10 protein-coding genes and 1 tRNA gene are annotated in these 15196 nt (G+C 67.0%); 4 read left to right on the top strand and 7 right to left on the bottom strand.

Features of this window, described 5'->3' with window-relative positions:
- Positions 1–73: 73 nt before the first annotated feature.
- Complete coding sequence (locus ACFXOO_RS06755) at positions 74–2086, bottom strand: DUF262 domain-containing protein (protein ID WP_394563100.1); 2013 nt, start codon at positions 2084–2086, stop codon at positions 74–76.
- A 213-nt stretch (positions 2087–2299) separates the two neighbouring features.
- On the opposite strand from ACFXOO_RS06755, the gene ACFXOO_RS06750 reads away from it, so the two are divergent.
- Positions 2300–3073, top strand: coding sequence for a hypothetical protein (locus ACFXOO_RS06750; protein WP_378839708.1), 774 nt, complete (start codon positions 2300–2302; stop codon positions 3071–3073).
- Positions 3074–3287: 214 nt separating this feature from the next.
- Positions 3288–3791, top strand: coding sequence for a DUF3145 domain-containing protein (locus tag ACFXOO_RS06745; protein WP_378839859.1), 504 nt, complete (start codon positions 3288–3290; stop codon positions 3789–3791).
- Between the two features lie 152 nt (positions 3792–3943).
- On the opposite strand, the gene ACFXOO_RS06740 is transcribed toward ACFXOO_RS06745, so the two are convergent.
- The 6 genes from ACFXOO_RS06740 to aceE all read right to left on the bottom strand — a co-directional run bounded on the left by ACFXOO_RS06740 (position 3944) and on the right by aceE (position 11564).
- The gene (locus tag ACFXOO_RS06740; RefSeq protein ID WP_394563098.1) at positions 3944–5182 is read right to left on the bottom strand and encodes a beta-ketoacyl-[acyl-carrier-protein] synthase family protein; all 1239 of its coding nucleotides are present in this window, start codon (positions 5180–5182) and stop codon (positions 3944–3946) included.
- Between the two features lie 109 nt (positions 5183–5291).
- A complete protein-coding gene (locus ACFXOO_RS06735; RefSeq protein ID WP_045276804.1) occupies positions 5292–5540 on the bottom strand; it encodes an acyl carrier protein in 249 nt (82 codons plus the stop codon).
- Positions 5541–5615: 75 nt separating this feature from the next.
- Positions 5616–6617, bottom strand: coding sequence for a beta-ketoacyl-ACP synthase III (locus tag ACFXOO_RS06730; RefSeq protein WP_378839702.1), 1002 nt, complete (start codon positions 6615–6617; stop codon positions 5616–5618).
- On the bottom strand, positions 6614–7528 hold the full coding sequence (locus tag ACFXOO_RS06725; protein WP_378839700.1) for an ACP S-malonyltransferase: 915 nt from the start codon (positions 7526–7528) through the stop codon (positions 6614–6616). Before ACFXOO_RS06725 ends, ACFXOO_RS06730 begins: the two co-directional genes overlap by 4 nt.
- A 95-nt stretch (positions 7529–7623) precedes the next feature.
- Positions 7624–8820 (bottom strand): PucR family transcriptional regulator, encoded by a 1197-nt coding sequence (locus ACFXOO_RS06720; RefSeq protein WP_378839697.1) that lies wholly within the window; start codon positions 8818–8820, stop codon positions 7624–7626.
- A gap of 17 nt (positions 8821–8837) precedes the next feature.
- Positions 8838–11564 carry a pyruvate dehydrogenase (acetyl-transferring), homodimeric type gene (gene aceE, locus ACFXOO_RS06715; protein ID WP_394563095.1) on the bottom strand — a complete coding sequence of 909 codons (2727 nt, stop codon included), beginning with the start codon at positions 11562–11564 and terminating at the stop codon, positions 8838–8840.
- Positions 11565–11741: 177 nt separating this feature from the next.
- Between aceE and ACFXOO_RS06710 the strand changes: the two genes are divergently transcribed.
- Positions 11742–11814: transfer RNA gene (locus ACFXOO_RS06710), tRNA-Val, on the top strand.
- Between the two features lie 426 nt (positions 11815–12240).
- Positions 12241–15132 (top strand): fibronectin type III domain-containing protein, encoded by a 2892-nt coding sequence (locus ACFXOO_RS06705; RefSeq protein WP_394563094.1) that lies wholly within the window; start codon positions 12241–12243, stop codon positions 15130–15132.
- Positions 15133–15196 lie beyond the last annotated feature (64 nt).

Genomic DNA, 15196 nt, shown 5'->3' with positions numbered 1-15196 from the left:
CGTGTCGGGTTCTCCCTCGCTCGGCGTGACCCATCCGTGAACGTCCGGGCGTCGTGCGAGCGGTGTGGATCGATCACCTCATCGCGGCGCCGACGTAGGAGTACTTGACGAAGACCTCCGCAGCGATCCCGGCCTCTTCGAGCACGCCCTGAACCGCTGTCAGCATGTACTTCGAGTCCCACCCCATGTACAGATGGGTGTCGTCGTCGAGAGCGTCCCACTGTCCCTGCCAGGACGGCGAATCATAGACGGGCCCGCCACGGCGCAGGCTGAAGGAGATCACGTCTGCGCGTGAGTCCGCCCACAGTCGCCGGAAGATGCGGTTGAAGAGGTACTTGACGTCGTAGACCTCCCAATGCTCTCCGCGGTACTCGACGTACTCGAATTCGCGCTGCCATCCGGCCGGCCACCCGCGTCGACGCACGGCGTCCAACACCGGCGTCAGTCCGTCATCGTCGATCCCGACGATCGGGGGCTTGGCCCACAACGCGAGGAAACCCCCGGTGAGTGCCGCCGTCCGCCGCGAAAGTGCCGCGGTATTCCACTCTGAAACTCCGACCAGATCGGCGGTGAGGGGTATGCGGCTCTCGGCATAGACCTGATCCCGTTTGGTCGGGAACGCGGCGTCGAACGCGCGGATGGCGAGGGGCTCCTCGAGGAGCGTGAGGTTGCCCAACGTGGGAGCGAGCGCACGGTGGCTGTTCTGCTCGTCCTCGGAGTAATCCCGCCACCGTCGTACACCGTCGCCCGTCCAATCGTCCGCCGGTATGAGCGGCACGATGTGCTCGATGTCGACGGCGGTCGTGTCCTCGACATCGGCGAGCCGACCCAGCACGTACGCCGGATGGGGGAGCGGTCCGAACTTGAGGGCGACCCGTACGCGTTCGTCCGACGGGGTGATGCGGGCGAAGGCGAGCGTCAGCGCGTCGGGCCCCTCGTTCCAGGCGCGGCACAGTCGCGCGACCAAGCGGTCGGTCCCGGTGCCGACGACCGTACGACGCAGCAGCAGTGACTGCACGGCCTCGAGGGTGGCCGCGAAGGCCGCGGCATCCGTCGTCCCCCGGCGATAGTCGAGGTAGACGCGCATGAGCAGCGGGTACATCGCGCGTCCGAACGTGTTCACGTGGGCGAGGTGGCGGGCGAGGGCGGCGTCGGGCTCTCGCGCGGGATGCAGCAGTGCGCGGTAGACATCGGATGCCGCTCGCCACTGCGCGGCAGCGGAACGCAGCGAATCGAGGTCGAGGCGGGGGAACTCGGCTCGGAACGCGTCGTAGACGCCCCGGGTGCCGGGAACCGACACCTCCCGCCCGGTCGTCATCACGAGGTAGTCCCGCCAGAACGAGCCGATGGCCTGACCGGTGTTCTGTTCGATGGGCACCCAGAACGTGTCTTCGATCTCGGTCTGTTCGGCGTGCGACAGGCCCATGAGCACGTAGTTGTGGATCAGTTCGTGATCGCGCAGGGGCTCGCCCGTCGAGTTCAGGCTCTCGAAGATCTGCTGGGCATGCGCGCCGGCACCGAGGGTGATCGCGACGTGCTCGAGCCGTCGCAGTCCTCGCCAGATGCGCGGAACCTCATCGGGGCGCACCTGACTGCGGAAGAACGCGTAGTTGCTGTCGAAGCGCGAATCCTGCGCGTCGTCTCCCGCAACCGGTCGGTCGCGGATGATTCTCTCGAAGACATCCGCCCACGCCCGGTGGGGGCGGAGCTTGGTACGTTCGGGGTCGCTCGCGCGCACGAGGACGGTGTGCATCTCGGCCGCGAGGAGCGGACGGACGTCCTGAGCGATGTGGTGGAGCGCCGCGACGAGCAGCATGAGCGTCGTGATGCGCTGCTGACCGTCGATCAGGACGAGCTCGGCGTCGTCCCGGTCGGTGCTGAGGGTGGACAGGATCGAGCCGATGAAGTGCATCCCGCGATCTTCGGCGTCTGCCACGGCGCGCACGTCGGCGAGCAGTTGCTCACATCCGCCGATGTCCCAGCGGTACTGGCGCTGATAGACGGGAACGACGATGCTGGTCTCCGCCGCCGCGAGCCACGCGATCGTGTTGACGGCGACGGCGTCGACATTGGTGGCTGATCCCATGCTGCGACATCCTCCGTCCGACGGCGAAAGCGGCTCGTCGAGACGGCAATCGCGGCAGCCTCGAGGCGGCCGTGGGCAAGCCTAACCGACCGTCTCCCCGCGGTCCGGTCGCGTCGGCCGGTCTCCGGGTGTGTCGCAGGGCCCCGATGTAGGGTTGCCTAAGTTGGGCCTGTTAAAACGTGCTGGCCCCCTACGAAAGGTACGACTCTCCTCATGAGTTACATCACCTCCGCCGCGCTCGAAGAGACCGGCTACGTCGTCCTGGACCGCTACAACCAGGAGCTCGACCCCAAGGAATGGCTCGACATCGAGTACAACGACTGGAAGTCGTCGGGCGACACCCGATTCGCACCGCTTGCGAGCGCCTTCGGTGACATCGAGTGCAACGGCTTCTGGAATCACAAGCCGCCGCGCACCGACAAGGACGGCGTGTGGATCGATTCGCAGGTCGAGAAGGCGCCCCATCTCACCCGCCGCGCGCAGGAGCCCGGCGCCAACGTCGGGCGGTGCCGCGTGATCGAACTGCAGCCCACGCCCTACGGCGACTGCCTGTACAACCTGCATCAGGACGACAACAACCGCCTCAACCCCGACGGCACCGGCTGGGTCGTGCGTGGCTTCTTCAACCTCACCGACGACAAGGACAGCTTCTTCGTGCTGCGGGAGAACCGCACCGATCCCGAGGGCGAGACGCGCATCGCACTTCCGGCCGGAGCGCAGCTCATCATCGACACCCAGCGCCTGTGGCACGCCGCCACCCACGTGGGTTCCGAGCCGCGCTACAACCTCATCACATCGTGGACGTCGGGCCCCGAACTCGACGCGTACATCGAGAAGTACCACGGCGTGAACCGCGTCGAGAGCTTCCCCGTCGATCAGGACATCCTCGATGCGGGCTACGTCGAGCAGGCTCGCAAGGATGCTGCACGCGCCGCCTATTACGCCGCGAAGGGTCAGGCCGTCGTCACGGCCATGAGCGAAGCCTGATCACTCGGGAGCGGACGACGGAGGCCTCGGCGCACAGCCGGGGCCTCCGGCATTCCCCGTCTGCGTCCCGTCGGAATGGGGTGACGACGGGACCGGAATGACACGCTTGTGATTCTCGGTGCAGATGAGCGATAATGGCCGCACAACCGAACACACATCGCTGCGGTATCCGTCAGGTCGTTGGGGAAGACGAACCTGAAGAAACGGAGACATGATGGCGACACGTCAATCGCGCGGGGTGATCTTCATCCACTCCGCGCCGCGCGCGCTGTGCCCCCACCTCGAGTGGGCGGTAGGACGCGCCCTCGGTCGGGGAGTGAACTTCGACTGGACCGAACAGCCTGTGCTGTCGGGCAGTCGACGCACCGAGTACTACTGGGAAGGTCCGGTGGGAACCGGCGCCGCGTTGACGACGGCGATCCGCGGATGGGAGCACTTGCGGTTCGAGGTGACGGAAGATCCGACACCGCGCAGCGACGGGGGCCGCTGGCTGCACACTCCGGGCCTCGGCATCCACTACGCGCAGACCGATTCCGGCGGCAACGTGGTCATCGGCGAAGACCGTATCCGCTATGCCATGGAGGTCGCCGCCGGCGACATGTTCGAGCTGCAGCGTGAACTCGACGTCGCCCTCGGAGCCGCCTGGGACGATGAGCTCGAGCCGTTCCGCCATGCGAGCGATGACGCGCCCGTCGTGTGGCTGCACAAGGTGGGCTGACACCCCCTCAGATCTCAGGCGGCGAGGCGCCACTACCCGCGGTCGGCGGCCCCAACCCGGACGCAGGGAACGCGAATCCCCGCCTGACACGACAGACGCCCCCGGTGTGATCTCCGGGGGCGTCTTCGTGTGCGTCGGTCGAGGATGCCTCGCTACGGCGTCGAAATCGCGAGGACGGCGTTGTGTCCGCCGAATCCGAAAGAGTTGCTGATCGCGAGCTGCGGCCCGTCCCCGAGGGGGATCGGTTCGCCCGAGACGCGCAGGGGGATCTCGGGGTCCTGGGTGGTGAGGTTGATCGTGGGCGGGGCGATGCGGTTCTGGATCGCGAGGATCGAGAAGATCGCCTCGAGGGCGCCCGTGCCGCCGAGCAGGTGACCGGTGGAGGCCTTGGTGGCCGACACGGGGATCTCGTGGACGCGGTCGCCGAAGACGGTCTTCAGGGCCGTGTACTCCGCCGGATCGCCCACCGGGGTCGAGGTGGCGTGCGCATTGATGTGCGTCACATCGTCCGGCGATACGCCGGCCTGTTCGAGAGCGAAGGTCACAGCCCTGCTCGCGCCCCGACCTTCAGGGTCGTTCGCCGTGATGTGGTACGAGTCGGCTGTCACGCCTCCGCCCACGATGACCGCGTAGATCCTCGCCCCACGGGCGATCGCGTGCTCCTCGGTCTCGAGGACGAGCGCTCCCGCGCCCTCGCCCATCACGAACCCGTCTCGGTCGGCGCTGTAGGGCCTCGACGCGTGGGCCGGATCGTCGTTGCGCTTGGACAGCGCCTGCATCGACGCGAACGAAGCCATGGTGATGGGGTGGATCGCCGACTCCGTCCCACCCGCGATGACGACATCGGCGAGACCGGCGCGCAGGTGCTCGAACGCGTTGACGATGGACTCCGTGCTCGATGCGCAGGCAGACGCGACCGTGCGGGCGAACGCCCGCGCCCCGAAATGCATCGACACGGCGGCCGCGGCCGCGTTCGGCATCAGCATGGGCACGGTCATGGGCATGACCCGTCGGGGTCCTTTCTCGCGCAGCGTGTCCCACGCGTCCAGAAGCGTCCACAGGCCGCCGATCCCCGTCGCGAAGTCCACGCCGAGGCGCTCGGGCTCGACGTCGGGCGCTCCGGCGTCGGCCCAGGCTTCGCGGGCCGCCACGAGGGCGAACTGCGAGGACGGGTCGAGGCGGCGCACCTCGGTCCGCTCCAGCACCGCTTCCGGGCGGACGAGCGCTTCGGCGGCGAACGTGACAGGGAGCGAGTACTGCTCCACCCACTCGTGCTCGAGGGTGCGGGCGCCGGAGGCGCCGCCGAGCAGGGCGGTCCAGCTGTCGGGCGCGGTGCCGCCGATCGGCGACGACGCTCCGATGCCGGTGACGACGATGCGTGACGTACTCATGGGTGTGGATCCTCGCGAAGAAATCTGCATGACCGGTGGGGGCGAAGAGCCCCCACCGGAGCGTGCGTCAGCAGGCCGGTGTTCGGGGCGGAGCCCCCACCGGTTCTGCCTACGCCTGGTTGGACGTGATGAAGGTGACGGCGTCGCCCACGGTCTTGAGGTTCTTGACCTCGTCGTCGGGGATGGTGACGCCGAACTTCTCCTCGGCGTTCACGACGATCGTCATCATCGAGATCGAGTCGATGTCGAGGTCATCGGTGAACGACTTCTCGAGGGCGACCTCGTCGGCCGAGATGCCGGTCTCGTCGGTGATGAGCTCTGCAAGGCCTGCGAGCACCTCGTCGGTGGTGAATGCCATGGGTTTCTCCTGTTCTTCGGGGGTCTGCGGGCCCCGTCGGGGCCGTTGTTCAGTTTAGGGTCGGTGGTCGTCGGCTCACGGGAGGACGACGACCTGCGCGCCGAACACGAGTCCGGCGCCGAATCCGATCTGCAGCGCGAGTCCACCGCTCAGCTGCGGGTTCTCGGCCAGAAGCCGGTGCGTTGCGAGGGGGATGGAGGCGGCCGACGTGTTGCCGGTCGTCTCGATGTCTCGGGCGATCACGACGGTGTCGGGCAGCTTCAGCTGCTTGGCGAACTCGTCGATGATGCGCATGTTCGCCTGGTGAGGCACGAAAGCCGCCAGATCGGATGCGTCGACACCGGCGGCTTCGAGAGCCTCGCGTGCCACTTTCACCATCTCCCAGACGGCCCAGCGGAAGACGGTCGGGCCCTCCTGGCGCAGGGTCGGCCACGGCACCTCGCCGTCACGGAACTGGGTGAGCGTACCGTTCATCCCCACGGCTTCGGCCTTCGAACCATCCGACCCCCACACGGTGGGTCCGATGCCGGGCGTATCGCTCGGGCCGATCACGACGGCTCCCGCGCCGTCGCCGAGGAGGAACGAAATGCTGCGGTCCGCCGGATCGACGACATCGCTGAGCTTCTCGGTGCCGATGACCAGCGCGTAATGTGCGGCGCCCGCGCGAATCAGCGCATCGGCTTGTGCGACGCCGTAAGCGAAGCCGGCGCAGGCGGCGTTCAGGTCGTAGGCCGCCGCCGGGTTCGACCCGACGCGGTCCGCGACGATCGCCGAAACCGACGGGGTCTGCTTGGGGTTGCTGATGGTCGCGACGATGACGGCGTCGATGAGGTCGGCGGAGACGCCGGATTTCGCGATGGCCTCGGTCGCGGCATCCGTCGCCAGATCTATCGCGTCCGTGGTCGCGACGGCTCGCATACGCGTGACGATTCCGGTGCGCTGACGGATCCACTCGTCGCTCGAATCAATGGGACCGACCAGATCATCGTTGGGAACCGCGATCTCGCCGCGGGCGGCTCCGTACGAATAGATGCGGGTGTGGGCGGGGCCGGTCGCCTGCGTCAATGTCGGGCTCATGCGCGATCTCCAGTCAACAGAGCGGCGGCCGCCGCGAGGTCGTCGGGCGTCTTGAGGGCCACAGACGGCACGCCGCGCAGAGCGCGCTTCGCGAGCCCCGTCAGCGTGCCCGCCGGTGCCATCTCGACAAGTCCCGTGACCTCGTGCGCCGCGAAGGACGCCATGCACAGATCCCACCGCACGGGTGAGGCCACCTGTGCGATCAGCGCATCGCGATAGGCCGCACCGGAAGTGACGGTCTCGCCGTCGCTGTTGGTCCAGATGGTCAGCGTCGGATCGGACGCGAGCACCTGATCGGCGGCGGCGCGGAGCGCCTCGACCGCGGGGGCCATGTACGACGTGTGGAATGCGCCGGCGACCTGCAACGGGATGACCCGCGTGCCGGAGACCGGCTGCGCAGCGAGGGCCTGCAAGCCACCCAGCGCGCCGGCGGCGACGAGTTGTCCGCCGCCGTTGTAGTTCGCGGGGGTCAGGCCGAGTTCGTCGAGGCGGGCGAGCACGGATGCCTCGTCCCCGCCGATGATCGCGCTCATCCCGGTCTGCTCGGCTGCGGCCGCCTCGGCCATCGCGCGGCCGCGGATGCCGACGAGGCGGAGTGCGTCCTGCTCGCTGAGCACGCCGGCAGCGGCCGCGGCGGCGAACTCGCCGACGGAGTGACCCGCGACTCCCGTGATCGCGCCACGGTCAGCCAGTTCGTTCCACGACAGCAAGCTCGCCGCGACGATCAGCGGCTGAGCCACCTGTGTGTCACGGATGCGTTCCGCGTCCCATTCCGTGCCGGCTGCGACGAGGTCGACGCCCGACCACTCCGAGTACTCGACCAGTCGCTCGCGCGCGCCGTCGCGTTCGAGCCAGGGGGCGAGGAAACCGGGGGACTGTGAGCCCTGGCCGGGGAATACGGCAATGAACATCAGTCCATCCTCCCAAGAACGACGGAGCGCCTTCTGGCGATCACCGCACAAGAATCGCCCGATGCTTTGTGGGCGGTCTACATCATCACCGACCGTCAGCGTCGCGACGCAGGCATCCGCCGGCGTGTCGGGTCGGTGGGGATGAATCCTACGGATCCGAGGATGAGCGCGGTCTGCAGGATCAGAGCCTCGCGCGGCCCGGTGGCATCCCATCCGATGACCTCGGAGACGCGCTTGAGCCGATACCGGACCGTGTTGGGGTGCACGAACAGCTCACGTGCAGTGGCTTCGAGCGAACGTCCGTTGTCGAGATAGCTCCACAGGGTCGTCACCAGGTCCGAGCTGTGCGCCTGCAGGGGACGGAAGATGCGCTCGACGAGGGTCTGCTTCGCGAGTGGATCGCCCGCGAGAGCCCGCTCGGGGAGCAGGTCGTCGGCCTCCACCGGCCGCGGCGCGTGGCGCCATGCGCGTGCGACGGCGAACCCGGCCAGCGCCGCCCGTGCGCTCTGGCCGGCATCGACGAGCGCGGGCACCGCAGGGCCGAGCACGAGGTATCCGTCTCCGAAGCCGGGTTCCAGACGGCGCGCGATCTCGGGGAACGGCAGTTCCGGCTCGATCTCTTCGCGCGGCGGAGAGTCCGAGCGTCCGATGACCAGGACGAGGCGCGACCCCTGCACTCCGATGAGCACGTCCACGCCCAACTTCCGCGCCGTCCGGCGCAGCTGATCGACGTCGAACTGCGGAGGAGTCGTTCCCACCAGCACCGAGACTTCGCCGTGACCGTGCCACCCGAGTGCGGCGATCCGACTGGGCAGCTCGTCGTCGGCCTCGCCCGTCAGGATCGAGTCCACGACGAGCGCTTCGAGGCGTGCGTCCCAGAGTCCGCGGGCCTCTGCGGCGCGGGCATAGACGTCGGCGGCGGCGAAGGCGACCTCGCGCGAATACAGCAGGATCGCTTCGCGGAGATCCTCGGTCTTGCCCTGGATGCGCTCCTCGGTGACTTCGACCGTCACGCGGATCAGCTGCAGCGTCTGGGTCAGACTGACGCTCCGCAGAAGCTCGCGCGGCGCCGCCAGGAAGACGTCGGCCGCGATCCACGGGGTGGACGCCGGATCGTCGTACCACTGGATGAACGACGTGATGCCCGCTTGGGCGACCAGGCCCACCGCCGAGCGGCGGGCCGGCGGCATCTCGGCGTACCAGGGGAGTGATTCCTCCAGTCGCATGGTGGTCGCCGTGGCGAGGTCACCCGAGATGCGTCGCAGCCAAGCGAGCGTCTCCGTCTTGTTCATCGGTGTCGAAGCACCCGTCAGCTCTCTCCGCCGGCGTTGCCGCTGGTGCCCGCGTTCACGTCGTGGAGGCGGTACTTCTCGATCGCCTGACCGACGAGGCCGCGATCGATGGCACCTTCATCCGCGAGCGCCTGCAGCGCGCGGACGACCATCGACGGGCCGTCGATCTTGAAGTAGCGGCGCGCCGCAGCGCGGGTGTCGGAGAAGCCGAAGCCATCGGCCCCGAGCGTGAGGTAGCGACGAGGCACCCACTGACGGATCTGGTCGGGGACGGCGTGCATCCAGTCGCTGGTCGCGATGACCGGGCCGTCGCTCTCGCGAAGACGCTCGGTCACGTAGGCGGTCCGGGGCTCGGCCTCGGGGTGCAGGAAGTTGTGCTCGTCCGCGGCCAGGCCGTCGCGACGCAACTCGGTCCAGGAGGTGACCGACCAGACGTCTGCGGCGATGCCCCAGTCCTGCCCGAGCAGGTGCTGAGCCTCGATCGCCCACGGCACACCGACGCCGGAGGCCAGCAGCTGTACGCGGTGCCCGTCACCCTGGCCCCACGAGAGCCGGTGGATGCCGCGGACGATACCGTCCACGTCCACACCCTCCGGTTCAGCAGGCTGGACGATCGGCTCGTTGTAGACCGTGAGGTAGTACGAGACGTTCGGGTCGTCGTGGGAGCCGCCGTACATCCGCTCCAGCCCCGAACGCACGATGTGCGCGATCTCGTAGCCGTACGCCGGGTCGTAGGCGACGGTGGCCGGGTTGGTCGAGGCCAGCAGGTGCGAGTGCCCGTCCGCGTGCTGCAGGCCCTCGCCCGTCAGCGTGGTGCGTCCGGCGGTGGCGCCGATGATGAAACCGCGGGACATCTGATCGGACGCCGCCCACATGGCATCGCCGGTGCGCTGGTAGCCGAACATCGAGTAGAAGACGTAGACCGGGATCAGCGGTTCGCCGTGCGTCGAGTAGCTCGTGCCGATGTTCGTGTAGGCGGCCATACCGCCGGCCTCGTTGATGCCGACGTGCACGATCTGCCCCTGCGGGCTCTCCTTGTACGCCAGGAGCAGCTCGCGGTCGACCGAAGTGTAGTGCTGCCCGTTGGGGTTGTAGATCTTCGCCGTCGGGAAGAACGCGTCCATGCCGAACGTGCGTGCTTCGTCGGGGATGATCGGCACGATGCGGTTGCCGAAGTCCTTCGACCGCAGCAGGTCTTTCAGGAGCCGGACGAACGCCATCGTCGTGGCGACCTCCTGGGTGCCCGAACCCTTCTTCGGCAAGGCGTACGCGGCATCACCCGGAAGGGTGAGGGCGACGTGCTCGGAGCGACGGGCGGGAAGGAAACCGCCCAGGGCACGGCGCCGTTCCATCAGGTACTGGATCGTCTCGTCCTGCGGACCGGGGTTGTAGTACGGCGGCAGGTACGGGTTCTCGTCGAGCTGCGCGTCCGTGATCGGGATGTGCATCGTGTCGCGGAACTGCTTCAGATCGTCCAGCGTCATCTTCTTCATCTGATGCGTCGCGTTGCGGCCCTCGAAGTGCGGCCCCAGGCCGTAGCCCTTGATCGTCTTGGCGATGATGACGGTCGGCTGACCCTTGTGCTCCATCGCGGCCTTGTAGGCGGCGTAGACCTTGCGGTAGTCGTGGCCGCCGCGCTTGAGGCTCCAGATCTGGTCGTCCGTGTAGTCCTTCACCAGGGCGAGCGCGCGCTCGTCCCGACCGAAGAAGTTCTCGCGCACGTAGGCGCCGTTCTCGGTCTTGAACGTCTGGTAGTCGCCGTCAGGCGTGACGTTCATCAGATTGCGCAGCGCGCCGTCCGTGTCGCGGGCGAGCAGGTCGTCCCATTCACGACCCCAGACCACCTTGATGACGTTCCAGCCGGCACCGCGGAAGAAGCTCTCCAGCTCCTGGATGATCTTGCCGTTTCCGCGGACGGGACCGTCCAGGCGCTGCAGGTTGGCGTTGATGACGAAGGTCAGGTTGTCGAGGCCTTCGTTCGCAGCCACCTGCAGTTGTCCGCGGCTCTCGACCTCGTCCATCTCACCGTCGCCGAGGAAGGCCCAGACGTGCGAGTCGGCGACATCCTTGATCCCGCGGTTCGCGAGGTACTTGTTCGTCATCGCCTGGTAGATCGCGTTGATCGGTCCGAGACCCATCGAGACCGTCGGGAACTGCCAGAAGTCCGGCATGAGGCGCGGGTGCGGATACGACGGGATGCCGTTGGGCGATGCCGACTTCTCCTGGCGGAAGCCGTCGAGCTGAGCCTCCGTCACGCGGCCCTCGAGGAAGGCACGCGCATAGGTGCCGGGGGAGGCGTGGCCCTGGATGAAGATCTGGTCGCCGCCGGACGGGTGGTCGGCGCCGCGGAAGAAGTGGTTGAAGCCGACCTCGTACAGCGCGGCAGAGGAGGCGTACGTCGAGATGTGACCGCCGACGCCGACACCGGGGCGCTGTGCGCGATGCACGGTCACGGCGGCGTTCCAGCGGATCCACGCGCGGTACCGTCGCTCGATCTCCTCGTCACCGGGGAAGTCGGGCTCGTTCTCGGGCGCGATCGTGTTGATGTAGTCGGTCGTGGGGACCATGGGCACGCCGAGGTGCAGATCGTGCGAAGAGCTCAACAGGCTCAGCATGATCTCGCGACCACGCTGGTGGCCCTTCTCGGCGACGAGCTGCTGCAGGGATTCCTGCCACTCGCTCGTCTCGTCGGGATCGCTGTCGGCCGAGCCCTGGGAGTACGGATCCTGATCGTGGACAGTCACGCGAGACCTTTCGTCGTCTGGCAGATCGTGCCAGGGATTCACAATCGATGCGGCGCCGCCTTTGTCTGAACAGCACAACGCACCGTCGTCCAGCCTATCCAGTCTTCAGGTGCCCGGACCGTCCACAGCGGGAACGCGCGCTCTCTTCTCGCCATCGGCCTCATACACTGGTGGCGAGGGCCTTTAGCTCAGCTGGTAGAGCGCCACGTTTACACCGTGGATGTCGTCGGTTCGATCCCGGCAGGGCCCACATGGAGGATTCTTGGGATCGCGAGAGTCGGTAGGTCACAGGCAGTCGGATCCCTCGGCGGCCCCCGGGAATGTGAGCTGCGTTCGCGGTACGTTCACTTCGCTTGTCTGCCTAGCGATCAAGACAGGCCGGCGGCCGTCGCTGTTCTGATCAACTCACCGGGCTGTCGGACGCCGACCTTCATAGCTGTCTGCGCTGCAACGGTTCTCAAACGACCTCTACCCTCATCGGCATGATCTGGTTGGGCAAATCTCACCTGCGTTCGACCTACGATCCGATACGGCCGCTTTGGCGCTGGACTGGATCGCCGAGCGGGAAGAGAAGCTTTTGGAAGTGTCCGGTCGCTCGATTGCGCAAACATCGCCGACTGTACGGCGTTTTCCGGCGGCTCTTGTCGCAGAGCGTCGTGACTAGTACGGTCCGCACATGGGGAAGATGTTTTTCGCCGGCGCTCTGGGGGCAACCGGCGAGGCGGTAGCAAAGATGTCCAGGCTGGAATCCACCGGAAAAATCAGCCGACGGTTCGCTATTTCCATGATTGCAGTAATTGCTTTCGCATCCTCGCTGATCGTCGTGCCAGCGAACGCGAGTATTGCGGGGTATGCCGTCGCCGAGATCGGTGTTGCTGCAGCCGTAGCGGCGGGCGCGGACGGTGAACGGACGGCAGCGGCGGCGGCAGCATCCGCGCCTTGGGTCTGGCAGACGCCGACGCCCACCAACCTTCCCCGAGGCGGCATCGTGGCGCAGGACTGTGCGGCCGCGTCCACAACGTGCGTGGCGGTCGACGGCGCCGGATTCGGGACGACCTACGACGGATCGACGTGGAGCAGCCTGTCGAAGATCCCGGGCATGTCGAGTGCAGTGGCGGTGTCGTGCGCGACGCAACTGTTCTGCGTGGCTGTCGGGCGCGGCGGAGCGTGGTCCGTGTTCAACGGGAACTCGTGGGCTCAGGCCGGTGTCGTCGCCTCGAAAGTCGACTTCGTCTCCGTGTCGTGTGCGACGGCGGAGTTCTGTGTGGGGACGGATGCCGCCTCCAAGGCCTCCGTCCTCAAGGGAACGTCGTGGAGCATCCCCGCGACCGTCAACGGTGGTACCGGCGTGAAGTGGGTGGACTGCGTCTCCGCCACGTTCTGCATGGTGGTCGGCGCCGGCGGGAAGGCTTCCACCTTCAATGGGACGGTCTGGGCAGCGCCGAAGACCGCCGCGCCGGCCGATCTGCTCGCCGTCTCGTGTGTCGGAAGTTCGTTCTGCGCCGCGATCACCATTGATCGAGTGGTGCTGTACAAGTCAGGTGTCTGGCAGGCGCCGATCGCCAACGCGCGGGGATCAAGCGCACTGCTGTCGATCGCGTGCGTGACCAACTCGAACTGCCTGATCTCAGATGGGGCCGCTTCGTATTATTACGACGACGACCAGACAACGGTCTGGAAATTCAACGGCAGCGACTGGAATACACCCGTCGGTGAGGGCGGTGGAGTGTTTTACGGACCGCTGGCATGCGCGTCCGCGACGCTCTGCGTCATGCAGGTGGGCCCGGACGGAAGATGGCCACTACCGCAAGGCATATCGCGTTACGACGGGACGACGTGGACCGGTGTCGTCGACTTCCCGAACCAACGCGGCCTCGACTCAGTCTCCTGTTCATCAGCGTCGCAGTGCGCAGCGGTCAACTTCAGTGGCGGCGCGGTCACTTACAACGGAAGCTACTGGGCCCCCGAGGTCGCCGTATTCCCGTACAACTGGGGTGCGTCTGCAGTCTCGTGTGTGTCGGCGACATTCTGCGCGTCAGTGGGGGTCGATAAGGACCGGGGCATCTACTGGGATACCCCGACCCAGATGAACACGTTCAATGGCGGAACGTGGGGGTCCCCGGTGCCGGTCGGCAGCAGTTGGCTGGTGACCCTATCGTGTACGAGCACGTCGTTCTGCCTTGCGGTAAACATCTACGGGGGCGTGCAGATCTACCGAAGTGGCGGCTGGGCTTACAGCTCCGGTCCGTCCATCGAGGCGCTCACAACGACCGGCGTGAGCTGTGTGTCCGCGACCTTCTGCGCTCTGAAATCACAGGACAAGGTGTTCACCTTCAATGGCACGGCGTGGTCGCCAACGAACTACACCGGCGGTGTCGTCAGCGCCATCTCGTGCGCAACGAGCACTTACTGCGTCGCGATCGATTCCGCTGGTGCTTCACGATCATGGAACGGGACCGCCTGGTCAGCTGCGGCATCCACCGGCCTTGGCACCGAGGCGGTCGCTGTGTCCTGTCGAGCCACGACATCCTGCGTCGCGGTGGGCTCCGCAGCAGGCGGGAACGCGTCAACGTTCGACGGGTCGACATGGACGGCGCGAACGGGATTGGCGAGTGCCGGTGCTACCTTCACCGGGGTCTCGTGCGGATCGTCTACGTTCTGCATGGCGACAGATTCGGCCGGATACAGCGTCTCGGCGTCTCCGACCCTCGCCTCAGCGCCAGTGAGCTACGTTCTGAGCCAGACCAGGACGGGCACAGCGACGATGACCTGGCAGCCGCCTGCCGTTCCCGCCGGCCAGACGATCACGGGGTACCGCGTGTCACGCGACGGCGTCGACAGCGCCGGGCAGGGTGCCTACACCGGCACCGTTGCATCAACGATCCGCAGCTTCTCGATGACCAGGCTCGTCCCGGGCCAGACCTACACCTTCGCGGTGCAGGCGATCACGGCCGCGGGGTCGGGCATGCCCACGTCGGGTCGGATCAAGATCGTCGCACCGACGCCGGTCAGCTTCGCGCTCAGCCAGACCGCCGCCGGAACAGCAACCATGACGTGGCAGCCTCCCGCTGTACCGGCGGGACAGACGATCACCGGCTACCGCGTTTCGCGCGACGGCGTCGATGCCGCCGGCCAGGGGGCGTACGCAAGCATCATCCCAGCGACGGCACGGACCTTCTCGATGACTCGACTCGTCCTGGGTAACAGCTACACGCTAACCGTTCGAGCGATCACCTCGGCCGGTGCCGGACTGGCTGTATCCGGCAAGATCACCCTGGTCGCCGACCCGCCGACCAGCTTCAAAGTGACCCAGACCGCAGCCGCCACAGCCACGATGACCTGGCAGCCACCGGTCGTTCCAGCGGGGCACATCATCACCGGCTACCGCGTGTCTCGCGACGGTGTGGACAGTACGGGTCAAGGTGCCTACAGCAGCACGGTCGCGGCCACGGTCCGTTCGTTCGCCATGACGAGGCTGGTCGTCGGCAAGACCTACACGTTGAATGTTCAGGCGATCACGGCTGCGGGGACTGGGTCGGCAGCATCCGGGAAGCTCACGATCAAGTAGCGCGAGGCGGGTCCGCGCAGACTTCAGCGATACGAATCTCTTACTGAACTGCTCGCCGATGTCG

This window comes from Microbacterium sp. P03, from assembly GCF_043556235.1.
GTDB lineage: Bacteria > Actinomycetota > Actinomycetes > Actinomycetales > Microbacteriaceae > Microbacterium.
This window is presented reverse-complemented; position numbering and strand designations above follow the sequence as displayed.